General features: G+C 73.1%; 27 protein-coding genes. 12 read left to right on the top strand and 15 right to left on the bottom strand.

Annotated features, from left to right (window positions below):
• The first annotated feature begins 54 nt into the window (after positions 1-54).
• From HNR14_RS08015 to crcB, 3 genes are read left to right on the top strand one after another with little or no spacing between them, the layout of a single operon-like run.
• Positions 55-582, top strand: coding sequence for a universal stress protein (locus HNR14_RS08015; RefSeq protein ID WP_179700630.1), 528 nt, complete (start codon positions 55-57; stop codon positions 580-582).
• A complete protein-coding gene (locus HNR14_RS08010) occupies positions 579-1037 on the top strand; it encodes a CrcB family protein (RefSeq protein ID WP_179700629.1) in 459 nt (152 codons plus the stop codon). The genes HNR14_RS08015 and HNR14_RS08010 overlap by 4 nt, the downstream gene beginning before the upstream one ends.
• A complete protein-coding gene (crcB, locus tag HNR14_RS08005; protein WP_021757638.1) occupies positions 1034-1408 on the top strand; it encodes a fluoride efflux transporter CrcB in 375 nt (124 codons plus the stop codon). Before HNR14_RS08010 ends, crcB begins: the two co-directional genes overlap by 4 nt.
• Before the next feature lie 42 nt (positions 1409-1450).
• Here crcB and HNR14_RS08000 read toward each other — a convergent pair whose 3' ends face one another.
• Positions 1451-1813, bottom strand: a complete 363-nt coding sequence (locus HNR14_RS08000) for a nuclear transport factor 2 family protein (RefSeq protein WP_179700628.1) — start codon at positions 1811-1813, stop codon at positions 1451-1453.
• A gap of 70 nt (positions 1814-1883) precedes the next feature.
• Here HNR14_RS08000 and HNR14_RS07995 point away from each other — a divergent pair, with 70 nt between their 5' ends.
• A complete protein-coding gene (locus HNR14_RS07995) occupies positions 1884-2384 on the top strand; it encodes a hypothetical protein (protein ID WP_179700627.1) in 501 nt (166 codons plus the stop codon).
• A 15-nt stretch (positions 2385-2399) separates the two neighbouring features.
• On the opposite strand, the gene panD is transcribed toward HNR14_RS07995, so the two are convergent.
• Positions 2400-2813, bottom strand: a complete 414-nt coding sequence (gene panD, locus HNR14_RS07990) for an aspartate 1-decarboxylase (RefSeq protein ID WP_179700626.1) — start codon at positions 2811-2813, stop codon at positions 2400-2402.
• A gap of 11 nt (positions 2814-2824) precedes the next feature.
• Entirely contained in the window at positions 2825-3277 is a 453-nt protein-coding gene (locus HNR14_RS07985) for a MarR family winged helix-turn-helix transcriptional regulator (protein ID WP_021757642.1), read from the bottom strand.
• Between the two features lie 134 nt (positions 3278-3411).
• Between HNR14_RS07985 and HNR14_RS07980 the strand changes: the two genes are divergently transcribed.
• From HNR14_RS07980 to HNR14_RS07965, 4 genes are all read left to right on the top strand, one after another.
• Positions 3412-4614 (top strand): MFS transporter, encoded by a 1203-nt coding sequence (locus HNR14_RS07980; RefSeq protein ID WP_179700625.1) that lies wholly within the window; start codon positions 3412-3414, stop codon positions 4612-4614.
• 84 nt (positions 4615-4698) lie between these two features.
• Positions 4699-5685: a hypothetical protein gene (locus HNR14_RS07975; protein ID WP_179700624.1), complete on the top strand. Its 987-nt coding sequence runs from the start codon at positions 4699-4701 to the stop codon at positions 5683-5685.
• An 80-nt stretch (positions 5686-5765) separates the two neighbouring features.
• Positions 5766-7544 carry a hypothetical protein gene (locus HNR14_RS07970; RefSeq protein ID WP_246311543.1) on the top strand — a complete coding sequence of 593 codons (1779 nt, stop codon included), beginning with the start codon at positions 5766-5768 and terminating at the stop codon, positions 7542-7544.
• Positions 7545-7675: 131 nt separating this feature from the next.
• Positions 7676-8044: an META domain-containing protein gene (locus tag HNR14_RS07965; protein ID WP_246311542.1), complete on the top strand. Its 369-nt coding sequence runs from the start codon at positions 7676-7678 to the stop codon at positions 8042-8044.
• A 78-nt stretch (positions 8045-8122) separates the two neighbouring features.
• On the opposite strand, the gene HNR14_RS07960 is transcribed toward HNR14_RS07965, so the two are convergent.
• From HNR14_RS07960 to HNR14_RS07930, 7 genes are all read right to left on the bottom strand, one after another.
• Entirely contained in the window at positions 8123-8452 is a 330-nt protein-coding gene (locus tag HNR14_RS07960) for a ParB family protein (RefSeq protein ID WP_179700623.1), read from the bottom strand.
• A gap of 100 nt (positions 8453-8552) precedes the next feature.
• Complete coding sequence (locus HNR14_RS07955; protein WP_179700622.1) at positions 8553-9596, bottom strand: NAD(P)/FAD-dependent oxidoreductase; 1044 nt, start codon at positions 9594-9596, stop codon at positions 8553-8555.
• The gene (locus HNR14_RS07950; RefSeq protein WP_179700621.1) at positions 9593-10117 is read right to left on the bottom strand and encodes an isoprenylcysteine carboxylmethyltransferase family protein; all 525 of its coding nucleotides are present in this window, start codon (positions 10115-10117) and stop codon (positions 9593-9595) included. The genes HNR14_RS07955 and HNR14_RS07950 overlap by 4 nt, the downstream gene beginning before the upstream one ends.
• A 13-nt stretch (positions 10118-10130) precedes the next feature.
• The gene (locus tag HNR14_RS07945) at positions 10131-11234 is read right to left on the bottom strand and encodes a 3-oxoacyl-[acyl-carrier-protein] synthase III C-terminal domain-containing protein (RefSeq protein WP_179700620.1); all 1104 of its coding nucleotides are present in this window, start codon (positions 11232-11234) and stop codon (positions 10131-10133) included.
• 144 nt (positions 11235-11378) lie between these two features.
• Positions 11379-11783 (bottom strand): RidA family protein, encoded by a 405-nt coding sequence (locus HNR14_RS07940; protein WP_179700619.1) that lies wholly within the window; start codon positions 11781-11783, stop codon positions 11379-11381.
• Entirely contained in the window at positions 11780-12586 is an 807-nt protein-coding gene (locus tag HNR14_RS07935; RefSeq protein ID WP_179700618.1) for an IclR family transcriptional regulator, read from the bottom strand. Before HNR14_RS07935 ends, HNR14_RS07940 begins: the two co-directional genes overlap by 4 nt.
• Positions 12583-13590, bottom strand: coding sequence for a sugar kinase (locus tag HNR14_RS07930; protein WP_179700617.1), 1008 nt, complete (start codon positions 13588-13590; stop codon positions 12583-12585). The genes HNR14_RS07935 and HNR14_RS07930 overlap by 4 nt, the downstream gene beginning before the upstream one ends.
• Positions 13591-13774: 184 nt before the next feature.
• Between HNR14_RS07930 and HNR14_RS21340 the strand changes: the two genes are divergently transcribed.
• The 4 genes from HNR14_RS21340 to HNR14_RS07910 are packed head-to-tail and all read left to right on the top strand — an operon-like array spanning position 13775 to position 17815.
• The gene (locus HNR14_RS21340; RefSeq protein ID WP_179700616.1) at positions 13775-15022 is read left to right on the top strand and encodes an alanine racemase; all 1248 of its coding nucleotides are present in this window, start codon (positions 13775-13777) and stop codon (positions 15020-15022) included.
• Positions 15023-15033: 11 nt separating this feature from the next.
• On the top strand, positions 15034-15657 hold the full coding sequence (locus tag HNR14_RS07920) for a bifunctional 4-hydroxy-2-oxoglutarate aldolase/2-dehydro-3-deoxy-phosphogluconate aldolase (RefSeq protein WP_179700615.1): 624 nt from the start codon (positions 15034-15036) through the stop codon (positions 15655-15657).
• Positions 15654-17267, top strand: a complete 1614-nt coding sequence (locus HNR14_RS07915) for an N-acyl-D-amino-acid deacylase family protein (RefSeq protein WP_179700614.1) — start codon at positions 15654-15656, stop codon at positions 17265-17267. The genes HNR14_RS07920 and HNR14_RS07915 overlap by 4 nt, the downstream gene beginning before the upstream one ends.
• Positions 17252-17815 carry an RBBP9/YdeN family alpha/beta hydrolase gene (locus HNR14_RS07910; RefSeq protein WP_179700613.1) on the top strand — a complete coding sequence of 188 codons (564 nt, stop codon included), beginning with the start codon at positions 17252-17254 and terminating at the stop codon, positions 17813-17815. The genes HNR14_RS07915 and HNR14_RS07910 overlap by 16 nt, the downstream gene beginning before the upstream one ends.
• Before the next feature lie 15 nt (positions 17816-17830).
• On the opposite strand, the gene HNR14_RS07905 is transcribed toward HNR14_RS07910, so the two are convergent.
• Genes HNR14_RS07905 through HNR14_RS07885 form a run of 5 tightly spaced genes read right to left on the bottom strand, consistent with a single transcriptional unit; the run spans position 17831 to position 23032 of the window.
• Positions 17831-18982, bottom strand: coding sequence for a mannitol-1-phosphate 5-dehydrogenase (locus HNR14_RS07905; RefSeq protein ID WP_179702584.1), 1152 nt, complete (start codon positions 18980-18982; stop codon positions 17831-17833).
• Between the two features lie 13 nt (positions 18983-18995).
• Positions 18996-19433, bottom strand: coding sequence for a PTS mannitol transporter subunit IIA (locus HNR14_RS07900; RefSeq protein WP_021763896.1), 438 nt, complete (start codon positions 19431-19433; stop codon positions 18996-18998).
• The gene (locus HNR14_RS07895; RefSeq protein WP_179700612.1) at positions 19430-21046 is read right to left on the bottom strand and encodes a PTS mannitol transporter subunit IIBC; all 1617 of its coding nucleotides are present in this window, start codon (positions 21044-21046) and stop codon (positions 19430-19432) included. The genes HNR14_RS07900 and HNR14_RS07895 overlap by 4 nt, the downstream gene beginning before the upstream one ends.
• Before the next feature lie 40 nt (positions 21047-21086).
• Positions 21087-22763 (bottom strand): phosphoenolpyruvate--protein phosphotransferase, encoded by a 1677-nt coding sequence (gene ptsP / locus HNR14_RS07890; protein ID WP_179700611.1) that lies wholly within the window; start codon positions 22761-22763, stop codon positions 21087-21089.
• 2 nt (positions 22764-22765) lie between these two features.
• Positions 22766-23032, bottom strand: a complete 267-nt coding sequence (locus HNR14_RS07885; protein ID WP_021764792.1) for an HPr family phosphocarrier protein — start codon at positions 23030-23032, stop codon at positions 22766-22768.
• Positions 23033-23042: the final 10 nt, after the last annotated feature.

The raw sequence follows: 23042 nt of genomic DNA, 5'->3' as shown, positions 1-23042 counted from the left end.
CACCTTTCGCGTGTACCGCGACCGTACCCCGATGGGATGGTGCACACTAGGGACATGAGCGGCAACGACTCCCTCGGGCGTGGCGGCGTGCTGGTCGCGGTGGTCGCCGGGCAGCCGGTGGCGGTGCTCGAGCAGGCGGCCCGTCTGGCCGGCGATCTCGGGGTTCCGTTGGTGTGCGCCACGGTCGACCCGAACCGGTACCTGGTCTCGAACTACGTCGACGGCACGGTCGTCGCCCTGCCGTACGACCCCGATCTGCCGGAGGCGGCCGAGGAGGAGTTCGACGCCGAGCTGGAGGAGCGCGTCCGGGCCGTGCTCGAGGGTCGCGGGGTCCCGTTCGGCTTCAGGCAGCTCGCGGGCGACCCCGCGTGGGCGCTGACCAGGCTCGCCGACGAGGTGGACGCGCGGTACATCGTGGTGGGCACGCGCGAGGCGGGCCTGCGCGGGAGCCTGCGCGAGTTCTTCAACGGGTCGGTCGCCGTGCACCTGGCGCACCGCCAGCACCGGCCGGTGATCGTGGTGCCGCTGGCGCCGGTCGCCGGCGCCGAGTCCCTGCCGTGGGAAGACCCCACGGAGAAGTGACGCCGCGCCCTCCCGTTCCCGTCCACCTCCACTGGCGCTCCGTGCTGCTCGTGTTCGTGGGGGGAGCGCTCGGCACGACCGTGCGCTACCTGATCTCCGGTGCCGTCCCTTCCGTGTACGGCCTCCCTCTCGCGACGTTCGGGATCAACGTGGTGGGCGCGTTCGTGCTGGGCTGGCTGCTCGAGGCGCTCGCCCTCCGCGGGCCGGACGAGGGCCGTCGCCGCTCGGTGCGTCTCTTCGTCGGCACTGGCATCCTGGGGGGCTTCACGACGTACAGCGCGTTCGCCGTGGACACGGACGGGCTGATCGTGGCGCAGAACGTCGGCGGCAGCATCCTCTACGCCGTCGCCACGATCGCCGTGGGTGCACTCGCGTCCCTCGCCGGCATCGCCCTCGGCGCCGCGCTCGGACGTCGCCGAGCTGGCCGTCTCCGGCGCAATGAGGACGCCTCGTGACGCCCCTCCTGGTGCTCGCCGTCGCCGTGGCGGGCGGCCTCGGCGCCGTCGCACGCCTCGTGTTGGACGGCGTCACCCGCAGCCTGGTGCGGGTGAACTTCCCGCTCGGCACCACGGTCATCAATGTGACGGGTTCGTTCCTGCTCGGACTCGTCACCGGGCTGGCACTCGCGAACGGGCTGCCCGCGGAGTGGCGCGCCGTTCTCGGCACCGGCTTCCTCGGCGGGTACACGACCTTCAGCACGGCCAGCTTCGAGACCGTGCGGCTGGCACAGCAGCGCCGCTACCGGGCGGCGGCGTTCAACGGCGTCGGGATGCTGCTGCTCGCGCTCGCCGCGGCCGGGCTCGGCCTGTGGGTCGGGCAGCTCTGACGGCAGGCGACGGGGCGCACCGGCAGTGTCGCTCCCCGGCGCTCACTCTTCGCCGGCGTCCTGCTCCATCCACCACTCCGTGAACTCCTGCGCGCGCCCGTCGGGTGCCAGCAGGATGATCCAGAGGTTGCTGTAGGTGGGGCCGTCCCGGTAGTCGGTGACGCCCTCCACGAAGTACTGGGGGCCGTCCTGCCCGACCACCCGCCACTCGAACGCCGCCGCGCCGGGCTCGTCGCGCGCGTCGAGCCACCCCTCCACGATTTCGATGTGGCCGTCCCACGGCTCGGCGAAGGGTTCGGTGCGGTAGCTCGCGTCCTCGGTGAAGAGCGCCCGGATGTCGTCCGGGTCGTTCGACTCCCACGCGCGTCGGTAGTCGTCGATCCAGCTGGTGATCGCGTCGGCCATGACCCCGTTATACGCCTTGCCCGCACCGGCCCACCAGCCTGGTGCGCGGCCGGCCGATACGATATGCGCCATGGATCCGCTGTTCGAGGACTGGGTGCCGTTCAACACCGCCGTCGCGGGCGCCGGCGCGGCCCTCGGCGGCCTGCTCATCGTGGCGCTGTCGGTGAACATCAAGCAGATCGCCGAGTCGCGCGGACTGGCCGCGCGGGCGGGTGCGTCCATCGCCTCCCTCATCCTGGGCGTCGTGCTCTGCTGCCTCGCGCTCATCCCGCGCCAGGAGCCGGTCGGCTACGCGATCCAGGTGCTGGTCGGCGGCCTCGCGGTCGCCGTGGTGGCCGCCCTCGCCGCGCGGGCGATCCGCCACGACGAGACGCGGGCCGGATTCCACCAGTACGACGCGTCGCAGATCGTCCCGTTCGTGATCCCGGTGCTGACCTACCTCGCCGGGGGTGTGCTCCTGCTGATCGCGCAGCCGGCCGTCGGGCTCGTCGTCGTGGCCGCGGCGAGCATCCTGGCGATCGTCGCCACGGTGCTGTTCTCGTGGGTGGCGCTGATCGAAGTGCTGCGCTGACGCCTCAGGGGCGACTCAGCGCAGCGCGAACGGAGGCGTCTCGACGCCGGGGGTGAGCGCTTCGGCCGGATCGGAGCCGAGAGCGACGATGCGGTTGCGCTCGTCGACGTGGACCACGCGAGGCACATAGGAGCGGGCCTCCGTGTCATCCATCTGCCCGTAGGCCATGACGATCACCAGGTCGCCGACGTGGGCGAGGTGCGCGGCCGCACCGTTCACGCCGATCACTCCGCTGCCGCGCTCGCCCGGGATGAGGTACGTCTCGAACCGATTGCCGTTGGCGATGTCGACGACGGAGACCTGCTGACCGGGCAGGAGGTCGGCGGCGTCGAGGAGGTCCTGGTCGACGGTGAGGGAGCCGACGTAGTGCAAGGCGGCGTGGGTCACGGTCGCGCGGTGGATCTTGGACGTGAACATGGTGCGGAGCATGCGGGCCTCTCTCAGGCGGTCGCGAGGGTGAGCTGCGGCAGGGCGGCCACGAGCGCGGCCAGCTCGGGCACATCGGTGGCTTCGGCGAGGGCGCGCTCGAGGGCGGCGTCGTGCACCGGGCGTGCGGTGTCGAGCAGCGCGTGGCCCGGCCGGGTCAGCTCGGTGTAGATGCCGCGGCGGTCGTCGAGGCAGTCGACCCGGGTGAGCAGGCCGCGCTCCTCGAGCCGGTTGACGAGGCGGGTGGTGGCGCTGGGGCTCAGGGCGCTCGCGCGGGCCAGCTGCTGCATGCGCATGTGCCAGCCGTCCTGGCGGTTGAGGGCGTCGAGCACCGTGTACTCGACCACGGAGAGCCCGGCGTCGCGGGTCAGGGCGCGTTCGAGCTCGGTCTCGATGAAGTTGTGCAGCGCGGCGAGCGTGCGCCAGCCCTGCGCGCGCACCTCGACGGCGTCGTCTCCGATCCCCACGGGGTCTCCTGTCTGGTCGTGCAGAGGCGCCGGGGTTGCGCAAAGTAATTGCACGTGCAACTATTTATAGCGCGTCTGCAAGTAACAGGATAACGCGCTCACCCCATCCACCCCCTCACTCACGGAGTCTTCACATGCCTGCTGGCCTGATCGCCCTCGCCCTCGGCGGATTCGGCATCGGCTTGACCGAGTTCGTCATCGCCGGGCTGCTGCCCGAGGTGGCCGCCGACTTCCACGTCGACGAGGCCGCCGCCGGCTGGCTCATCTCCGGCTACGCGCTCGCCGTGGCCGTCGGCGCCATCGCCCTGACCGCCGCGGCGACCCGCATCCCGCGCAAGGCCGCCCTCCTCGGGCTGATGGTGCTGTTCATCGTCGGCAACCTCCTCTCGGCCCTCGCCCCGACCTACGCGATGATGCTCGGGGGACGCGTCGTCGCCGCGCTCTGCCACGGTGCCTTCTTCGGCATCGGCTCGGTCGTCGCGGCCGGTCTCGTCGGGCCCGAGAAGCGCGCCCGCGCCATCGCGATCATGTTCACCGGCCTGACCGCCGCCAACGTGCTCGGAGTACCCCTCGGGACGCTGCTCGGACAGGCGGCGGGGTGGCGCTCCACCTTCTGGGCCATCACGGGCATCGGTGTCATCGCCCTGATCGGCGTGGCCGTCCTCGTTCCCCGCGAGGCGGCGGACTCCGGCACCACCAGCCTCCGCCGCGAGCTCAGCGCCTTCCGCTCGGGCCAGGTGTGGCTCTCGCTGGTCGCCACCGTGCTCGGCTTCGGCGGGATGTTCGGCGCCTTCACCTACATCGCCTACACGCTCACCGGCGTCTCGGGCTTCGCGGCCGGCGCCGTGCCGTGGCTGCTCATTCTGTTCGGCCTCGGGCTCTTCGCGGGCAACTGGGTCGGCGGCCGCCTCGCCGACCGGTCGATCGACCGGACGCTGCTCGTGCTGCTCGCCGTGCTCGCGGTCGTGCTGGTGGGCTTCGCGCTCGTCGCCGGGATGCCCGTCCCGGCCGTGATCGCGCTGGTGCTGATGGGCGCGGCCGGCTTCGCCACCGTCCCCGCGCTGCAGCTGCGGGTGCTGACCTACGCCGACCACGCGCCGACCCTGGCGTCGGGTGCGAACATCGCCGCCTTCAACGTCGGCAACGCGATCGGCGCCTGGCTGGGCGGCCTCACGATCGCGGCCGGGCTGGGCTACACCTCGCCGCTCTGGGTCGGTGCCGCCATGACCGTGGGGGCGCTCATCGTCGTGGCGCTGGCCGCCGGGGCCGCCCGGTCGGCAGCGCGACGCGGGGGAGCGGTGTCCGACGGGGTTTCCGATGTGAAGCTTCCGGTCTAGTAGACGGAGGCGTACACTCTGGCTTGTCCCGAACGAACCGGACACCAGAAGTATCTGAAGCGTGACGATCAGGGGGTGATCGTGATGGTTGATGTGGCTGAGGAGCTGCTCCCGTCACGCCTGCGCCTCCGCGTCCTGCTCGGTTCGATGATCGGCGGCGCCGCCCTGGTCGGTCTCGGCCTGCTGTTCGGCGGCGGGTCCGCGCACGCCGACGAGGCCGCGCCCCCGCCTCCGCCGCCCGCCGCCTCCTCCGGTCTCGGCGGAGTCGTGACGGGACTGACGAGCGGCCTCGGCCAGACGGTCGGCGCGGTCACCTCGAGCGTCGCCCCGGTCCTTCCGGAGCCGGTCACGGAGGTCGTCTCGGCCGTCGTGACGCCCGTCACCTCGGCCGTCTCCGGCATCGCGGACTCCGCGCCCGTGACCGCCGTCGTCCAGCCCGTCGCCACGACGGTGGACACGGTCGTCACCTCGACGCCGGTCGTCGGCGACGTCGTGACCGGCCTGCTGGGAAGCACCCCGGTCCAGTCCGTCACCACGCCGGTCACCGGTCTCGTCGATCAGACGGTCTCGGGAGTCGCGGGCGTGGTCACCGACACCGTCACCCCGCTCGCGCCGGGTGCCTCCGAGCCCCCGGTCGTCTCGCAGCCGCCCGCCGGCAGCGGGGTCGACGGGCCGGCCGTCAACGCACCGGCCGCGACCTCCGTATCCGGCTCCACCGCGGCTCCCGCAGCCACACTCGATCTGCCGATCGGCTTCGCCGCCGCCGGCTCGTCGGGCCTCGGCATCGCCGGATCGGCGCTTGTCGGCGGCGTCGCATCCAGTGCGCCCGCAGACCCGTCGTCCCCTGTTCCCGGATACCCGGGCGGGGGCGGCCAGGCGCCGCCTCCCGGTGTGCCCTCGGGCAGTGCCGGTGCCGGCTCGACCTCGGCAGGCGGTGGCGGCGCCGCGCTCTCGGCGGTCGCCGACGGCATCGCCCTGCCCTCCTGCGCCCTGGGCGGCGCGACCAGCGCTTCAACGGACGACCGTATCCCGGCGTCCCCCGTCGCCGACCACGACACCAGCCCCGACTGAGTGGGTCCCGTCTGCCTTCGGGCAGAACGCGACCATGCCTCCCACGCGGAGGCGACATCACTCATTCGAAAGGCTGAACCATGAACAAGTACGTCTCGCGAGGGTTGTGGATCACCCTCTGCACCGGCGGGCTGTGGCTGGCGGGGACGGCGGCGGCGAACGCCGCTGAGGCCCCCACCGCCGACAGCGCCGGCTCCGGCACCCAAGCGGTGGTCGGACTCTCCGTCCCGGTCACGATCTCCGGCAACGGGATCTCGGTCCTGGGCGACTCGTCCTCGGCCGGGGCGACGACGAGCGCTCCGGCGCCCGCCGCGGCTCCGTCCGTGACGATCGACCCGTCCGCCATCGGCGGCGTGCTCGACGGCACGCAGGCCGTCGCCGACGTCTCGGTGCCGGTCACCGTCACCGGGAACGCGATCAGCGTGGCCGGCGATGCCGGCAGCGACCAGTCGCAGACGGCTCCGGCCGCCCCTGCCGCGGCCCCGGCGCCGACGGCGACCACGGCCGACTCGTCCGGTGACGGCGGCCTGCTCGGCGACGTGCAGGCGCCGGTGAACGCGGCCGTCCCGGTGACGGTCGGCGGCAACGCGATCAGCGTGCTGGGCGACTCGTCGTCGTCCGGTTCGACCGCGACCGCCCCGGCGGCGGCTCCCGGCGCGACGGTGACGTCGACCGGAGGCGGCTCGGACGACGGACTGCTGGGCGGCCTGCTCGGCGACGTGCAGGCGCCGGTGGATGCCGCGGTACCGGTGACGGTCGGCGGCAACGCGATCAGCGTGCTGGGCGACTCGTCGTCGACCGGCTCGCAGACCTCCGCTCCGGCGGCGGGAGCCGGCACCACGGTGACGAGCGACCCGGCCTCCGGCTCGGGCGACAGCGGCCTCCTGGGCGGCCTGCTCGGCAACGTGCAGGCGCCGGTGGATGCGGCACTGCCCGTGACAGCGGGCGGCAACGCGATCAGCGTGCTCGGCGACTCCACCACGACGGGGTCGACGACCTCGGCGCCGGCGACGGGCTCGGGCACCACGGTGACGAGCGGCCCGGCCTCCGGCTCGGGTGACTCCGGCCTCCTGGGCGGCCTGCTCGGCGGCGTGCAGGCTCCCGTGAACGCGGGTGTCCCCGTGACCGCGGGCGGCAACGCGATCAGCGTGGTCGGCGACTCGTCGTCGACCGGCTCCTCCACCACCGCCCCGGCGGGATCCGGTACCGGCACCACCGTCACCAGCGGCGGGACCGGCACCGGAACGGACGGCGGCCTGCTCGGCGGCCTGATCGGCGGCGTCCAGCTGCCGATCGACGCCGGTGTCCCCGTGACGGCCGGCGGCAACGCGGTGAGCGTCGTGGGCGACTCGTCCAGCGGCGACTCCACGGTGACGGCGCCCACCACGGGCGGCGGCACCACCGTCACCGGCGGAACCGGCACGGGTGACTCCGGCACCGGCCTCCTCGGCGGTCTGCTCCCCGTCGAGCTGCCGATCGGGCTGGATGTGCCCGTGACGGTCGGCGGCAACGCGATCAGCGTCATCGGCGACAGCGGCACGACCGGGTCGACCACGACCCCGACGACGCCGACCACCCCGACGACGCCGACCACCCCCACCACGCCCACCACGCCCACCACGCCGACGACCCCGGTCGTCCCGGGTGACGGCGGCATCGGAACCGGCGCGGGCACCGGCACGACGACGGCCTCGGTCGGCGCCGTGATGGCGCTCGGCTCCGGCGGTTCGGCGATGCTCGCCTCGACCGGCTCGAACGAACTGGCCCTGGGCGGGCTCGCCGCGCTTCTGGCGCTCTTCGGAGTGCTGGCGCTCTTCACGGCGGCCAGCCGCGAACGGCGGCACCACCGCACGCGCTAGTCGCGTGCGAACGGCGCGCGGGCCGTCGGTCGATCCGGTCGACGGCCCGCTTCGCCACGCCCGCCGTGAGGCGTGGTCTCGCCCGCGAATGCATCTTTCCGCCGCTCCGCCCGACCACTACGGTGTGAGTCATGATGAGCCTGAGACCCGCCCGCGCCGCCCTCGCCCTCGCCGCTGTCGCCGCGGTCGTCGCCCTCAGTGGGTGTTCGTCGCCCGGTTCGTCCTTCACCGGCACCTGGGGGTCGTCGGCAGCGGGACAGCCGAACCTGACGATCAAGGACGACGGCACCTTCAGCGGCAACGACGGCTGCAACGACATGTCGGGCAAGGGGACGGTGAGCGGCGACACGTTCACCTTCGGCCCCTTCGCCTCGACCCTCAAGGCGTGCGACGGCGTGAACCCCTGGCTCAGCCGGGCGAACACGGCGAAGATCTCCGGCGGCGACCTCGTCGTCTATGCGAACGGTGGAGAGAAGGTCGGCACGCTCGCCAAGGGCTGAGCGTGCCGACCGGGGAGTGAGAGGGCGCCCCGCGGGGAGTTGGGGGGATCCGCCAGGCGGGACGCCCTCTCGGCCCGGTCAGAACCCGATGGGTCTGCCGGGGGTCAATGGTTCGTCGGTGATGACGAAGGGTTCGCCGTCGTTGTGCTCGAGCTCGCGGCGCTCGACCTCGGCGAGGAGCGCTTTGGTGAGCATCTCGGACCAGCTGCTGTCTCGCTCGGCGAACGAGGTGGCCCGATAGACGGACCGGGCGCGATTGCGCAGGGCGTCGGTCAGATAGAACGTGATGGTCGTGCGGCGGCGCGACCCCGTAGGGCTGCCGACCGCGCTGGGCTGGGCGCGAAACGGCGAGGTGTCGGGAGGCTTGCGCCGACGGGCTGAGGAGCTCTCATCGGAGGGTCGGCTCATGAAGACCTCACAGAATATCAGTAGGTGATAATCGATCTTCTATATTCTAACCGGCAGACACCGGCGAGCACACCATTTAGACCCTCCTATGCATGCATTGTCAGCGCGAGAGGCGCTCGACGATGGAGCCGAAGAGCTCGGGCCGCGCCGCGGCGGTCGGCACGATGCGGGGCCGGAATCGCGAGCGCGCCGCGATCACCAGCGCCGAGGTCAGCATCCGGAAATCCCGGGTCGTCGCCCGCCACGCCCGCTCGTACTGCTCGGTGTCGCCCGCGCGCACGGCAGCGACCGCGGCCCGTGCCTGCGCGAAGCCGACGCGCATCCCCTCGCCCGTGAGGGCGTCCACGTACCCGGATGCGTCGCCGGCGAGCAGCGTGCGCCCGGACGACCGCGATCGGGCGCGCTGCAGCAGGGGGCCGGCGCCGCGCAGCGAGCCGATCGTCTCGACGCCGGTGAGCCGGGAGGCGAGCCCGGGCAGCGACGCGAGCACGGCCTCCTGATCCAGCGGCCGCCGCCCCAGCACGGCGACCCCGACCGTGCGCTCGTCCACCGGGGTGACGTAGGCCTCGGCGACCGGGGACCAGTGCACCTCCACCAGATCGCTCCACGGCTCGACCGCATAGTGCCGCCGGACGCCGAACCGGCGCCGGGCCTCGGCCTGCGGGCGCCGCTCGAGCCCGAGCAGCCGGCGCATCGGGGAGTGGAGGCCGTCGGCTGCGATCGCCCAGGGGGCCTCGAGCGAGCCGCCGTCCGCGAGCTCGAGCCGCACGCGGTCGCCGCGATGGGAGACCCCGGTGACCCGGCCCTCCGCCCTCCGTGCGCCCAGCGACTCGGCGCGCTCCGCGAGGGCGGCGTGGAGGACCGTGCGCCGCACTCCGCGCCCCGGGCGCTCGGCGAACCGGTGCTCGACCCGCGCGTCGCCATCGATGTACGCGATCCCGGCCAGAGGACGACCGTCGGGATCGACGCCGATCCGGTGCAGGGCCGCGAGCGCGCCCGGCATGAGCCCCTCCCCGCACGCCTTGTCGATGGGGCCGCTGCGCGGTTCGACGACGAGCACGTCCATCCCGTCGAGCCGCGCCTCGATCGCGCACGCCAGCCCCACCGGGCCGGCGCCGACGACGATCAGGTCGGGGGCTGTCATGCCCGTGCGGGGGCGACGGTCGCCAGGGCGCGGTTCTCGCAGGGGATGCGCACGGCCAGCAGCAGCACCGCGTTCAGCACGGTGAAGGCGAGCGCGGTGATCCACGCGGTGTGCACGAGGGGGAGTGCGAATCCCTCCACCACGACGGCGATGTAGTTGGGATGCTTCAGCCAGCGATACGGGCCGCCCGCGACGAGCGGGAGGTCGCGCACGATGATGACCCGCGTGTTCCAGCGCGGTCCGAGCGACGCGATGCACCACCAGCGCAGGGCCTGGCTGGCGAGCACCAGCGCGAACATCGGCCAGCCGAGCCAGGGGAGGAACGGCCGGTCGCCGAACCACACCTCGGCCAGGCAGGCGAGCAGCAGGCCCGTGTGAAGGGCGACCATCGGCGGGAAGTGCCCGCGGCCGAACTCCACCCCGCCGCGCGCGAACGACCAGCGGGCGTTGCGGGCGGAGACGACCAGCTCGGCGATGCGCTCGCCGCCGGTCGCCAGCACGAGCAGTGTGTACCAGATCACGACGCCGCCCAGATCACGCGGCCGCGCCGATCGCCGCGGGGGCCTGCGCAGCACCGGCCGCCCAACGCAGCAGCACGAGCTCGCTCGTCACGCCGGGGCCGAGGGCGAAGAGCAGGCCGACCGTGCCGGGTTCGTGGGCGTCCAACTGCTCGGCGAGCACGTGGAGCACGGCGGCCGACGACAGGTTGCCGACACGGGCCAGCGACCGCCAGCTCGCATCCAGGGCTCCTTCGGGCAGGTCGAGCGCTTGCGCGAACGCCTCCAGCACCTTCGGGCCGCCGGGATGCGCGGCCCACGCCCCGACGTCGGAGACCTCGAGGCCGTGCGCCGCGAGGATCCCGCGGGCGTCCCCCGCGAAGTTGCGCTCGATCACGTCGGGCACGCCCGCGCTCAAGACGATGCGGAAGCCGGTGCCGCCGATGTCCCAGCCGATGACGTCGGCGGTGTCGGGGTAGATGTGGCTGCGGGTGTCGACGACCTCGGGGCCCGGGAGTCCCAGGGCCTCGGCCCGCTCGTCGCCGACCATCACGACCGCCGCGGCGCCGTCGCCGAAGAGGCCGCTGGCGACGATGTTCGCCATCGAGTCGTCGCTGGCCTGCACCGTGAGAGAGCAGAGCTCCACCGACAGCAGCACGGCGACCTCCCCGGGATGACCGGCCAGATAGTCGTGCACCCGGGCGATGCCCGCGGCGCCGGCGACGCAGCCGAGACCGAAGCTCGGCAGCCGCTTGACGTCGGGGCGCAGCCCCAGCCGCGCGACGAGCTGCGCGTCGATCGACGGGGCGGCGATGCCGGTCACCGAGGTGAAGAGCAGGAAGTCGACGTCGGCCGGTTCGAGCCCGGCCGACGCGAGCGCCCCGGTGATGGCGCGCTCGGCCAGGGTCGTGCCCTCGGCGATGAAGAAGTCGTTCGACTCCTGGAACGACGCGATCGAGCTGTACCGCTCCAGCGGCATGACCAGACTGCGCGTCTCGACCCCGCTGGAGGCGTGGATGCGGCGCATCACGGCCTGGCGCTTCGGGTCCGGTGTGATCATCCCCAGAAGCGCGGTCGTGATCTCCTGCTGGGGGTAGCTGCGGGCCGGGAGCACCGGCGCCACCGACACGATTCGGCTCACAAGCGCAACGTACACCCCGTGGCTCCGTGCGCCACAGGGAGCGCGCAGGCCGGGTCCCCCACCCCCAGATTTGGACCAAATGCGGTGTTAGCGGCGCCCTTTCACGACATTCGGCACAAATCTGCGGAGGCGAGGGGCGGCGTATCAGGCCAGGACGGCGAGGGCGTCGATCTCGACGAGCATCTCCTCGCGCGGCAGGCCGGTGAAGACCGTGGTGCGGGCCGGGAGCACGCCCGACGCGACGCGCGCGCCGACGAACTCGCCGTACGCCTCGTTCATGAGGCCGAAGTCGTCGCGGGTGGTGAGGTAGACGCGCAGCATCATCACGTCGTCGAAAGTCGCGCCCCCGGCGGCGAGGATGGCCTCCACGTTCTGGAGGGTGCGGATGGTCTGCGCCTTCACGTCGCCCGGGTGCAGGTACTCGTTGGTGGCGGGGTCCACGGGCCCCTGGCCGGAGACCTGGAGGAACGGTCCGCGGCGGACGCCCTGCGAGAAGGTGTGGGCGGGCGCGGGCGCGTCGGTGGTGGAGACGGCGATGCGGTCGGTCATGCGGAGCCTTTCGGTGCGGCGGGCGCGCTCGCGCCCGGCAGGGTGGCGGTCGGGATGCTGGAGGCGGGCGCCCCCAGCTCGGCGGAGATGCGCGCGGTCGCCGCGAGCAGCGACGGGAGGAGGCCGAGCACACCCTCGTAGGGCAGCACGACGTTCGGCACCGAGACCGAGACGGCCGCCGCGATGCGCCCGTCGGCCCCGAAGACCGGGGCGCCGACGCAGTTCATGAACGTCTCGTGCTCCTCGTGGTCCTCGGCCCAGCCGCGGTCGGCGCTCCGGCGCACCTCGGCCACGAGCTCGGGGACGCTGGCGATGGTGCGCTCGGTGTAGCGCTCGAACGGCACGGCGGAGACGACGCGATCGAGCTCCGCGGCATCCAGCGCGCCCAGCAGCACCTTGCCGACGGCGGTCGCGTGCAGGGCGGCGGGGAGGCCGACGCGGGAGTACATGCGCAGCGGCTGCCGCGACTCCACCTTGTCGATGTAGGTGACGACGCCGTCCTGGTAGGTCGCCAGGTGCACGGTCTGACCGGTTTCGGCGGCTAGCTCGCGCAGCGCGGGGGCCGCGGCGGTGCGCACGTCGCGGGCGTCGAGCGCGCTCTCGGCGAGGGCGAAGACCGCGGGGCCGAGGTGGTAGCGGTGGGAGCTGTCTCGCCCGACGAAGCCGCGCTGCTCCAGGGTCTGGAGGAGGCGGAGGACCGTCGTCTTGTGCACCCCGACCTCCTCGGCCAGGGCGTCGAGCGTCGCGATGCCGCGGGAGACGAGGTCGAGCACGTCGAGCGCACGGGCGAGGGACTGACTCATGCGGACCTCCAGGGAATCTCGCCGGGATGCACGCGCCACCCGGCCCACTCGTCGCCGGCCGCGGCGATCGTCTCGCGCTCGGCCGCGGTCGGCACCGTGAGCGGTCGGTCGCCGTGGCCGATCAGGGTCAGCGCAGCGAGGGCGTGCCCGAGGCGCAGGGAGGCCGCGTCGTCGCGTCCCTCGGCGAGGCCGGCGAGGAACCCGGCCGCGAACGCATCGCCCGCGCCGACCGGCTCCACGACCTCCACGGTCAGGCAGGGCACGTGCGTCGCGTGGCCGTCGCGGCGGTGCACGGAGGCGCGGTGCGCGTCCTCCTTGAGCACCACCGCGTCGAGGTGCGGGTAGGCGGCGAACAGGCGCGCGGGTTCGGTGTGGCCGAAGTGGGCCTGCGCCTCGTCGTGGCCGGCGAAGAGCAGGTCGGCTTGGGCGACGAGGGCGTCGAGCGGCGCGGTGTCGCGGTCGTGCCAGAGCCGGGGACGGAAGTTGAGGTCCACGCTGATGAGCGTCTCCGGGCCGACGACCTCCCGGAGCCCGGCGGTCACCTCCGCGGCGCTCGGCGAGAGTGCCGCGGTGATGCCGCTGGTGTGGAGGTGGGAGGCGCGGCGCAGCAGGGCGGCGGCCGGGGCGGCGTGCAACTGCTCCAGCCCGAGGGCGGACGCGGCGGAGTCGCGGCGGTAGTAGTGCATCCGGGTCGCGACGCCGTCGGCGCCGGGCGTGGACTCCTTGACGTAGAGGCCCGTCGGGCGCTGCTCGTCGAGCTCGACGGCCCGCGTGTCGAGGCCGGCGTCCGCGGCGACGCGCAGGATGCGCTCGCCGAAGCCGTCCGCGCCGAGGCGGGAGATCCACGCGGTCGGCAGGCCGAGCCGGGCGAGGGAGGTGGCGACGTTGAACTCGGCGCCGCCCACGTCGGAGCCGAAGGCCGTCGCCTCGGCGAGCGGGCGGTGCGCCTCGGGGTAGAGCACGACCATGGCCTCGCCGAGGGTGACGAGCAGGGGGGACGGCATTGCCCCTCCTCTCTGCGGTGGCTCTCGGTGACACTCGGCGGATCTGATCGTGGCTCGCGCCGGTCTTGGCGGACGCCCAGAGGCATGCTAGAACAGAACGAGCACACACTGCAACGCGCGTTGCAAAATACGCAACGCAGTCGTTCAGTCCACCCGCATCCACGCCCCATCCCGGAGGACCGACGTGAGAGAGTACAAGGCCGTACCCCTCGGCTACGCCGCCACCGATGTCGCCGCGCTCAGCGACGCGCGCGCCGCGCTCCGCGACTTCCCGACCCCGCTCGTCACTCTCAGCGAGAGCGCGGTCGCGCACAACCTCGCGACGATGGCGGAATGGTGCCGCACCGCGGGCGTCGGCCTCGCGCCGCACGGCAAGACCACGATGAGCCGGGAGCTCTGGCAGCGCCAGCTCGACGCGGGCGCCTGGGGCATCACGGTGGCGACGCCGTGGCAGGCCTCCGTCGCGCTCGGCTGGGGCATCCCGCGGGTGCTGCTCGCGAACGCGCTCGTGCAGCCTGCGGCGCTGCGAGCCCTCGCTCCCGACACCGACCGGCTGACCGTCTGGGCCGACTCCCTGCGGGGCGTCGAGATCATGACGGAGGCGCTCACCGACCTCGACCTCCCGGAGCCGCTCGCCGTGCTCGTCGAGCTGGGCGCTCCCGGCGGCCGCACCGGTGCGCGAACGGCGGACGAGGCGGTCGCGATCGCACGCGCCGTCGCCGCGTCGCCCGTGCTGCGGCTGGCCGGGGTCGCGGGCTACGAGGGCGCGCTCGCGCACGACGCCCGCCCGGAGTCGCTGGCGACCGTGCGCGGCTACCTCCAGTCGCTCAGCGAACTGCACGACGGCTTCGAAGCCGAGGGCCTGTACGCCGCCGCTGCGCCGGCGATCATCACGGCCGGAGGGAGCGCCTACTTCGACGTCGTCGCCGAGGTGCTCGCTCCGCGCCGGGATCTCGACGGCACCCGTGGTCGCGTGGTCGACGTGCTGCTGCGCTCCGGCGCGTACATCACCCACGACGACGGCTTCTACAGCGTCATCACCCCGCTCGGCCGGGTGGGCGGAGACGCGTTCCGCTCCGCCATCCACGGCTGGGCGACGGTCGTCTCGCGCCCGGAGCCCGGTCTCGCGCTGGTCGACGCGGGCAAGCGCGACTTCCCCTACGACGAGGGGATGCCCGTCCCGCAGGCGATCCGGGCGCTGGGGGCCGCGAGCGGCATCCCGCTCGACGGCGCCGTCGTCACCGCGATGAACGACCAGCACACCTTCGTGCGGCTGCCTTCCCACGCCCGCGTCGAGGTCGGCGACGTGATCCGCTTCGGCCTCTCGCACCCCTGCACGACCTTCGACAAGTGGCGCGCGCTCGCCGTCGTCGACGACGCGCTCGCCGCCGAGCCGCACGTCACCGGCTTGCTCGAGACCGCCTTCGGCTGAACGGACCCCGGATGCTCCTCGACACCCTCCGCCACGACCGCGCGCTCGCCGTCGTGCGCGCGCCCCGCATCGACGACCCCGTCGGGCTCTGCCGTGCGCTGGCCGCGGGCGGCATCCGCACGGTCGAGTTCACCTTCACGACTCCCGGCGTCGAAGACGTGATCGCCGAGGCGGTCGCGGGGGAGCACGACGCCCTCGTCGGGGCCGGCACGGTGACCGACGCGCGCACCGCCGAGGCGGCCATCGCCGCGGGTGCGCGCTTCCTGGTGACGCCCGGGCTCAGCGAGAGCGCGGCGGCCGTCGCACGGGAGGCGGGCGTCCCCATCCTGCTCGGCGCGCTCAGCCCCACCGAGGTGATGCGCGCGGTCGAGCTGGGCGCCGCCGCCGTGAAGGTCTTCCCGGCCTCGCTCGTCGGCCCGCGCTACCTGCGCGATCTCGGCGGGCCGTTCACCGGCACCGCGTTCGTGCCGTCCGGCGGCCTCGACGCCGGCAACGCGCGCGCGTGGATGGAAGCGGGCGCCCTCGCGGTGACCGCCGGTTCGAGCGTGGTGAGCGCGGCTGACATCGCCGCCGCCTCCTGGGCCGCCGTGACCGAGCGCGCGCGCGAGTTCGGCGCCGCCGCGACGGGCGCATGACCGGGCCGGCGCCGACGCTCCTCCGCGGAGCGCTGGTGCTCGACGGCACCGGACGGCCGGGGCGGACCGGGGATGTGCTGCTCGCCGAGGGACGGATCCAGCGGGTCGGCGGCCGGATCGACGCACCCGACGCACGGGTCGTCGACGCCGACGGCCTCGCCGTCGCTCCCGGTTTCATCGACATGCACGCCCACTCCGACCTCGCGGTGCTCACCGACCCGGTCCACCTGGCGAAGGTCTCGCAGGGGGTGACCACCGAGGTCGTCGGTCAGGACGGACTCTCGTACGCTCCCGCGACGCCCGCCGCGATCGAGGTGCTCCGCGAGCAGCTCGCGGGCTGGAACGGCGTGCCGGCCGGCCTCGCCCTCGGCTGGGAGACCGTCGGCGACTACCTCGCGGCCGTCGATGCCGCACGCCCGGCCGCCAACGTCGCCGCGCTCGTCCCGCAGGGCACCGTGCGGCTGGACGTCGTCGGTGCCGCCGACCGCCCCGCCACCGACGCGGAGATCGCGGCGATGCGCGCCCTCGTCGACCGCGGGATGCGGGACGGCGCGTTCGGGATGTCGTCCGGCCTCACCTACGTGCCCGGGATGTTCGCCGGGACGGATGAGCTCGTCGCCCTCTGCGAGGTGGTCGCGCGCCACGGCGGTGTCTACGTGCCGCACCAGCGCTCCTACGGCGCCGGGGCGCTGGAGGCGTACGCCGAGATGGTCGAGGTGGCCCGTCGGTCCGGGGTCGCCCTGCATCTCGCGCACGCCACGATGAACTTCGGCGTCAACCGCGGGCGCGCGGGCGAACTGGTGGCGCTGCTGGATGCGGCTCTAGCCTCCGGTGTCGACCTCACCTTCGACACCTACCCGTACCTCCCGGGCTCGACGACGCTCGCCGCCCTGCTGCCGTCGTGGGCCGCGGCCGGCGGCCCTGCCGCCACACTCGGCCGCCTGCGCGACCCCGCCTCCCGGGCGCGCATCGCGTACGAGCTCGACGTCGTCGGCACCGACGGCTGCCACGGCGTCCCCGTGGAGTGGGGGACCATCGAGATCTCCGGCGTGCGCGATCCCGCACTCTCCGGCCGGGTCGGGCGCACCGTCGCCGCCCTCGCCGCTGAGACGGGTCGGCCCGCCTCCACGGTCGCCCTCGAGCTGCTGGTGGCCGACCGGCTCGGTACCGGCATCCTGCAGCACGTCGGCGACGAGGCCAACGTGCGCACGATGATGGCGCACCCGCGGCACACGGGCGGCAGCGACGGCATCCTCGTCGGCGACAAGCCGCATCCCCGCGCCTGGGGCACCTTCCCGCGCTTTCTCGGCCACTACGTGCGCGGGGAGGGCGTGCTGCGCCTCGAGGACGCGATCGTGCACCTCTCCGCTCGCCCGGCGGCCCTGCTCGGACTCACCGACCGCGGTCGCATCGCTCCCGGGATGGTCGCCGACCTCGTGCTCTTCGACCCGGCGACCGTCGCGGACCGCGCGTCCTTCGCCGAGCCCCGGCGGCAGGCGGCCGGCATCCCGTGGGTATTCGTCGCGGGTGAGGCGGTCATCGCCGACGGGGAGCGCACCGAGGCCCGCCCGGGCCGCGCGCTACGCTCGACGGCATGCGCAGCTTCCTGATCCTGCACGGCTGGGACAACCACCGACCGCCCGGGCACTGGCAGCACGAGCTGGCCACGGCGCTGCGTTCGCGCGGCGAGCGGGTGGAGTACCCGCAGCTGCCGAGCGCGTCGGCGCCGTCCGTCCCGGCGTGGCGGGATGCGGTGGCGCAGTCGCTGCGCGCCGCGGCGGCCGACGGCGCCGAGGTCACCGTGATCTGCCACAGCCTCGCCTGCCTGCTCTGGCTCGGCGCGCGCCCGCTCGACACGGTGGTGGACCGCGTCATGCTCGTCGCTCCGCCGTCGCGGGAGGTCGTGGTCGGCATCCCCGAGATCGCAGCCTTCGCGTCGCCCGACCCGGCCCGGCCGGCGTACGCGACGACCATCGTCGCCTCGGACGACGACCCGTACTGCCCCGAGGGTGCCCAGGCCGCCTACGGTGCGCCGCTGGGCATCCCGGTCCAGATCATCCCCGGCGGCGGCCACCTGGAGCTCAGCGCGGGCTACGGCGAGTGGCCGTCGATGCTCGCGTGGTGCTTCGACCCGACCACGACGCTGCAGCCGCGCTGAGCAGAGGAGCCGAGCTCAGCCCTGCACCTCGCGCACGACCGCGACGAGCGGCTCGTAGAGGGCCTCGCCCGGCACGACCCCGGTGATCTCGGTGACGATGTCCTCCGGGGTGGCCTCCTCGAGCAGGCGCCGCAGCTCCACGCTCTGGGTGTCCTCCGGCACGTCGAAGCGGAGCGCCGCGCCGACCGCTGCCAGCAACGCCTGCGGCACGGAGCCGACGTAGGCGACGTGGTCGATGGCCGGCCCGATGAACCGGTCGTTGCGGCCGAGCTTGCGCAGCGGCTCGCGGCCGACGCGGGTCACCTCGTCCACCAGGTGCGGATTCGTGAAGCGGTCGAGGATCTTCGCGCGGTACGCGGCCATCTCGTCCTCGTCCAGCCCGTGCTTGGCGACGAGCGCCGCCGACGTCTCGCGCAGCGCGTCCTCGGCGGCCTCGCGCACGAGCGGGATCGCGATGGCCTCACTGATGGTCTTCGCGCCCTGCAGGAAGCCGGTGTACGCCACGGTCGCGTGGCCGGTGTTCACCGTGAAGAGCTTGCGCTCGATGTACGGCGCCAGCGAGTCGACGAAGTGCGCGCCCGGGATGACGGGCTCGTGCCCGGCGAACGGGCTGCGGTCGACGACCCACTCGTAGAACGTCTCGACGGTCACGTCCACGCCCGACCCGGGGGCCTGCGCGGGCACGATCCGGTCGACCGCGGTGTCGGCGAAGACCGCCTTGGCGCCCAGCGCCTCCCGGGTCTCGTCGTCCGGCAGGCCGTCCATCAGCTCGGCGGCCAGCAGATCGGTCGCGCCGATCGCGTTCTCGCATGCCATCACGGCGAGGCGGGGTGCGTCGTCCGCGCGGGCGGCGAGGCCCTTCGCGATCACCGGCGCGACGAAGCGCAGGATGCGCGGGCCGACGGCGGTCGTGACGATGTCGGCCGTCGCGATCTCGGCGACCAGCGCCTCCTCGTCGGTCGCGCTGTTGATGGCGCGGAACCCGGTGACCGTCTTGGTCTCCGACTCCTCGCCGACGAGGTGCACGTCGTACGAGTCGGCGGCGGCCAGCGCGTCGATCAGCTCGGCGTTGACGTCGGCGAACACGACCTCGTACCCGGCTTCGTGGAGCAGGAGCCCCACGAAGCCGCGGCCGATGTTGCCCGCACCGAAATGGACGGCCTTCATGCGTTCGGTCACCTCACTCGTTCACGTCGCCGAGGAGCGCGAACAGGGCGTCCGCGTCCGGGGCGTCGATGAGCTTCTGCACGTCGTCCTCCTCCGAGAAGAGGATGGCGATCTTGGACAGGATCTCGAGGTGCTCGTTGTTCTGCCCGGCGATGCCCACGACGAACCGCACCTCCTCGCCGCCCCAGTCGAGCGGCGAGGAGTAGCGGATGAAGGAGAGCGCCGAGCGGGTGATCTCGTCCTTGGACTCGTTGGTGCCGTGCGGGATGGCGAGCCCGTTCCCCATGAAGGTGGAGACCGTGTTCTCGCGGTCCTGCATCGAGTCGACGTAGCCGGGGAGGACGGCGCCGGCGTTCACCAGCAGCGCGCCCGCCTCGCGGATCGCGTCCTCCCGCGTGGTCGCGGAACCCGCGGCCACGACGTTCGCCCGGTCGAGAATCGTGTCGGTCATTTGTTGGCGTCCTCCGGTGCTGCTTGGGCCTGCTTGGCGACGAGGTCCACGACCTCGTCGTACCGCGGGCTGTTCATGAAGTTGTCGACGGACACGTGGACCGAGTCCGGGGACTGGCCCTTCGCGCGGTCGGTCAGCTCGCGCTGCGTGATGACGAGATCGGCCGTGCCGTCGAGGTTCGCGATGGCCTGGTTGGTCACCGTGACGCCCTCGACGCCCGCCTTCTTGATCTTGTTGCGCAGCACGGACGCGCCCATCGCGCTCGAGCCCATCCCAGCGTCGCACGCGAACACGATGTTGCGCACCAGTCGATCGGTGCCGTCCCCCTGGGCGTCGCCGGCGTCGTGCTCGGCCTCGTCCACGAGGCCGCCGAGGACGCTGGACGACTTGCCCTTGTTGGCCTCGGTCTGTGCGACGGCGGCCGAGAGGTCGCCCGCGTTGCCGGCGGCGAGGTCGCGCTTGCGGCTGGCCCGCAGGATGATCGACGCGACGATGAACGACACGGCCGCGGCGCCGACCACCGACAGGATGACGCCGACGAAGCTGTCCGCCGGGGTCTGCAGCAGGACCGCGATGATCGATCCCGGGGAGGCCGGGGCGCGCAGGCCCGAGCTGAAGGTGACGTTGATCGCGATGCCGGTCATGCCGCCGAGGATCGCCGCGATGATGATCATCGGCTTCATGAGCACGTACGGGAAGTAGATCTCGTGGATGCCGCCGACGAACTGGATCAGCGCGGCGCCCGGGGCGCTCGCACGGGCGATGCCGAGACCGAAGATCGAGTAGGCGATCAGGATGCCGAAGCCGGGGCCGGGGTTCGCCTCCAGCAGGAACAGGATCGACTTTCCGGTCTGCTGCGCCTGCTCGATGCCGAGCGGGGTGAGCACGCCGTGGTTGATGGCGTTGTTGAGGAACAGCACCTTGCCCGGCTCGATCAGGATGCTGGCGAGCGGCAGGAGGTGCGCCGACACCAGCCAGTTGACCGCGCCGCCGAGCACGGAGCTCAGCCATTCGACGATCGGCGCGATGCCGAAGAAGGCGCCGATCGAGAGCAGCATGCCGACGATGCCCGCCGAGAAGTTGTTGACCAGCATCTCGAAGCCGGCCTTGATCTTGCCGTCCCAGATCCCGTCGACCTTCTTCATGATCCACGCGGCGAGGGGGCCGAGGATCATGGCGCCGATGAACATCGGGATGGTCGAGCCGACGATGACGCCCATGGTGGCGATCGAGCCGACCACGCCGCCGCGGACGCCGTAGACCATCCGGCCGCCGGTGTTCGCGATGAGCAGGGGCAGCAGGTAGGTGATCATCGGGCCCACGAGGCCGACGTACTGCTGGAAGGTGCGGCCGTCGCCGTCCTGCGCGAGCACCGTCGCCGCGCCCTGCCAGCCGATCTTCGCCTGGTCCCCGAAGCCGCCGAGGATGCCGTTGATGTCCCAGCCGGTGTTCTGCAACCAGCCGGTCGCGATGAACAGCGCCGTGATGAACCCCCACGCGATGAACGCGGGGATGTTCGGCATGACCATGTTCGAGAGGAAGGTCCCGAAGCGCTGCACGTGGACGCGTGCGCCTCCGGGCTTCTTCGGCGTCGTCGCTGTCGCCGATGTCATGATGGGGCCTCGTTTCTGTCGGGGATCACGGTGAGGTGGATCACTGAGGGGGTGGGGTCGCGGCCGCACGGACCGCGTCCCGGGCTTCGGCCGCGCCGTCGGCGGCCAGGGCGACCTCGGCCAGGGCTCGTGCCTGGTCGAGGGTGTAGCGGGTGAGGGAGAGCCGCACGTCGGCGAGCGCCGCCGGCGACATCGAGAGCGTGGTGGCGCCGAGGCCGACGAGCACGACCGCCAGCAGGGGGTCGGCCGCGGCCTCGCCGCAGATGCCGACCGGCTTGCCGTGGGCAGCGCCCGCAGCGCCGACCTCGCCGATGAGGCGGAGGACGGCGGGGTGCCACGGGTCCTGGAAGCCGGCGACCGAGCCGAGGAGGCGGTCGGCGGCGAGCGTGTACTGGGTGAGGTCGTTCGTGCCGATGGAGGCGAACGCGGCCGTCTGCAGCACGCGGTCGGCGAGCAGGGCGGCGGAGGGGACCTCCACCATGACGCCGACGGTCTTCAGTCCGTACTCGGTCGCCAGCTCGACGAAGTAGCGCGTCTCCTCGACGGTCGACACCATCGGCGCCATGACCCAGAGGTCGGCCTCGGTGGCGGCGTCCGCCTCGGCGAGGGCGGTGAGCTGCTCGCGGAGGAGGTCCTCGTTGGCCCGCAGTGCGCGCAGGCCGCGCAGGCCGAGCGCCGGGTTGTCCTCGTGGGCGTCGTTCAGGAAGGCGAGCGGCTTGTCGGCGCCGGCGTCGAGCACGCGCACGACGACCTTCTTGCCGGGGAAGGCGGAGAGGAGCGCGATGTAGTGCTCGCGCTGCTGCTCCACCGTCGGGGCCATGCGCTGGTCGAGGAAGAGGAACTCGGTGCGGAACAGCCCGACGCCTTCGGCTCCGGCGTCGAGGGCCTTCTGGGTGCCATCGGCCGAGCCCAGGTTGGCGAGCAGGGGGATGGGCGTGCCGTCGGCGAGGGCGCCGGGCTCGAGACCGCCGGCCAGGGCGGCCGCACGCTCCTCGATGCGGTGCTGCGCGTCGGCGCGCTGGTCGTCGGCCGGGGCGACCGTGACCGTGCCGGAGGCCGCATCCACGATGACCTCGGTGCCGTCGGCGAGCGAATCCGCACCGGCCACGCCGACGATGGCGACGATCGCCTTCTCCCGGGCGAGGATCGCGGTGTGGGAGGTCGGGCCTCCCTCGCGCGTGACGAGGCCGAGGACCTTGGTCAGGTCGAGCAGGGCGGTGTCGGCCGGGGCGAGGTCGTGCGCGACGAGCACGTACGGCTCGTCGGACTCCGGAACCCCGGGAGCGGGACGACCGGCGAGAGCGGCGATGACGCGCTGGGCGACGTCGTCGAGGTCGGTGGCGCGCTCGCCCATGTAGCCGCCCAGGTCGATGAGCATGTCGCGGAACACCGCGAAGCCCTCGAACACGGCGCGCTCGGCGGTCGTGCCGCCGTCGATCCGGGTGGCGACGTCGTCGGCGAGGGTGGAGTCCTCCGCCATCATCGACTGCGCCTCCAGCACGTCCGCAGCGACGCCGGTGACCTTCGCCGCGCGGGACCGCAGGTCGTCCGCGACGGCCGCGACCGCCTCGGCGACGCGCGCCTTCTCTTCGTCGGGGGTGCGGGTGCTGGGCGTCTCGGCGGGCTCGGGGAGCGGGTCGGACATGCGGAGCACCCGGCCGAGGGCGACGCCCTGGCCGATGCCGGCGCCGGTGAGCTGAGTGGTCGTCTCGGCCATGATCAGGCGTCGTGGTCGGTGGTCAGGATGTCGGCGAGGTCGTCGAGCACCGCGTCCGCGTCCGCCGCGTCGGTGGTGAGGACGATCTTGTCGCCGTGGTCGATGCCCAGCGAGATCACGCCGAGGATGCTGCCGGCGTCGACGGTCTTGCCGCCCTCCTTCGACAGCTTCACCGCGGCGCCGGAGCTCTTGACCGCCTCGACGAAGAGTTTCGCCGGTCGGGCGTGCAGTCCGTGGGTCGATCCGACGGTGATGATCCGCTCAGCCATGTGTGTTCTC

Origin of the sequence: Leifsonia naganoensis, assembly GCF_013410615.1 — a bacterium.
Lineage (GTDB): Bacteria > Actinomycetota > Actinomycetes > Actinomycetales > Microbacteriaceae > Leifsonia > Leifsonia aquatica.
Note: the sequence above shows the minus strand (reverse complement) of the source record. Positions and strands in the feature narration are given on the sequence as shown.

Bases quoted from the DNA above. Each gene is read 5' to 3' on its own strand.
- HNR14_RS08015 (WP_179700630.1), top strand. From the start codon at position 55: ATGAGCGGCAACGACTCCCTCGGGCGTGGCGGCGTGCTGGTCGCGGTG.
- HNR14_RS08000 (WP_179700628.1), bottom strand. From the start codon at position 1,813: ATGGCCGACGCGATCACCAGCTGGATCGACGACTACCGACGCGCGTGG.
- HNR14_RS07995 (WP_179700627.1), top strand. From the start codon at position 1,884: ATGGATCCGCTGTTCGAGGACTGGGTGCCGTTCAACACCGCCGTCGCG.
- panD (WP_179700626.1), bottom strand. From the start codon at position 2,813: ATGCTCCGCACCATGTTCACGTCCAAGATCCACCGCGCGACCGTGACC.
- HNR14_RS07980 (WP_179700625.1), top strand. From the start codon at position 3,412: ATGCCTGCTGGCCTGATCGCCCTCGCCCTCGGCGGATTCGGCATCGGC.
- HNR14_RS07975 (WP_179700624.1), top strand. From the start codon at position 4,699: ATGGTTGATGTGGCTGAGGAGCTGCTCCCGTCACGCCTGCGCCTCCGC.
- HNR14_RS07970 (WP_246311543.1), top strand. From the start codon at position 5,766: ATGAACAAGTACGTCTCGCGAGGGTTGTGGATCACCCTCTGCACCGGC.
- HNR14_RS07965 (WP_246311542.1), top strand. From the start codon at position 7,676: ATGATGAGCCTGAGACCCGCCCGCGCCGCCCTCGCCCTCGCCGCTGTC.
- HNR14_RS07960 (WP_179700623.1), bottom strand. From the start codon at position 8,452: ATGAGCCGACCCTCCGATGAGAGCTCCTCAGCCCGTCGGCGCAAGCCT.
- HNR14_RS07955 (WP_179700622.1), bottom strand. From the start codon at position 9,596: ATGACAGCCCCCGACCTGATCGTCGTCGGCGCCGGCCCGGTGGGGCTG.
- HNR14_RS07940 (WP_179700619.1), bottom strand. From the start codon at position 11,783: ATGACCGACCGCATCGCCGTCTCCACCACCGACGCGCCCGCGCCCGCC.
- HNR14_RS07935 (WP_179700618.1), bottom strand. From the start codon at position 12,586: ATGAGTCAGTCCCTCGCCCGTGCGCTCGACGTGCTCGACCTCGTCTCC.
- HNR14_RS07930 (WP_179700617.1), bottom strand. From the start codon at position 13,590: ATGCCGTCCCCCCTGCTCGTCACCCTCGGCGAGGCCATGGTCGTGCTC.
- HNR14_RS07920 (WP_179700615.1), top strand. From the start codon at position 15,034: ATGCTCCTCGACACCCTCCGCCACGACCGCGCGCTCGCCGTCGTGCGC.
- HNR14_RS07915 (WP_179700614.1), top strand. From the start codon at position 15,654: ATGACCGGGCCGGCGCCGACGCTCCTCCGCGGAGCGCTGGTGCTCGAC.
- HNR14_RS07910 (WP_179700613.1), top strand. From the start codon at position 17,252: ATGCGCAGCTTCCTGATCCTGCACGGCTGGGACAACCACCGACCGCCC.
- HNR14_RS07905 (WP_179702584.1), bottom strand. From the start codon at position 18,982: ATGAAGGCCGTCCATTTCGGTGCGGGCAACATCGGCCGCGGCTTCGTG.
- HNR14_RS07900 (WP_021763896.1), bottom strand. From the start codon at position 19,433: ATGACCGACACGATTCTCGACCGGGCGAACGTCGTGGCCGCGGGTTCC.
- HNR14_RS07895 (WP_179700612.1), bottom strand. From the start codon at position 21,046: ATGACATCGGCGACAGCGACGACGCCGAAGAAGCCCGGAGGCGCACGC.
- ptsP (WP_179700611.1), bottom strand. From the start codon at position 22,763: ATGGCCGAGACGACCACTCAGCTCACCGGCGCCGGCATCGGCCAGGGC.
- HNR14_RS07885 (WP_021764792.1), bottom strand. From the start codon at position 23,032: ATGGCTGAGCGGATCATCACCGTCGGATCGACCCACGGACTGCACGCC.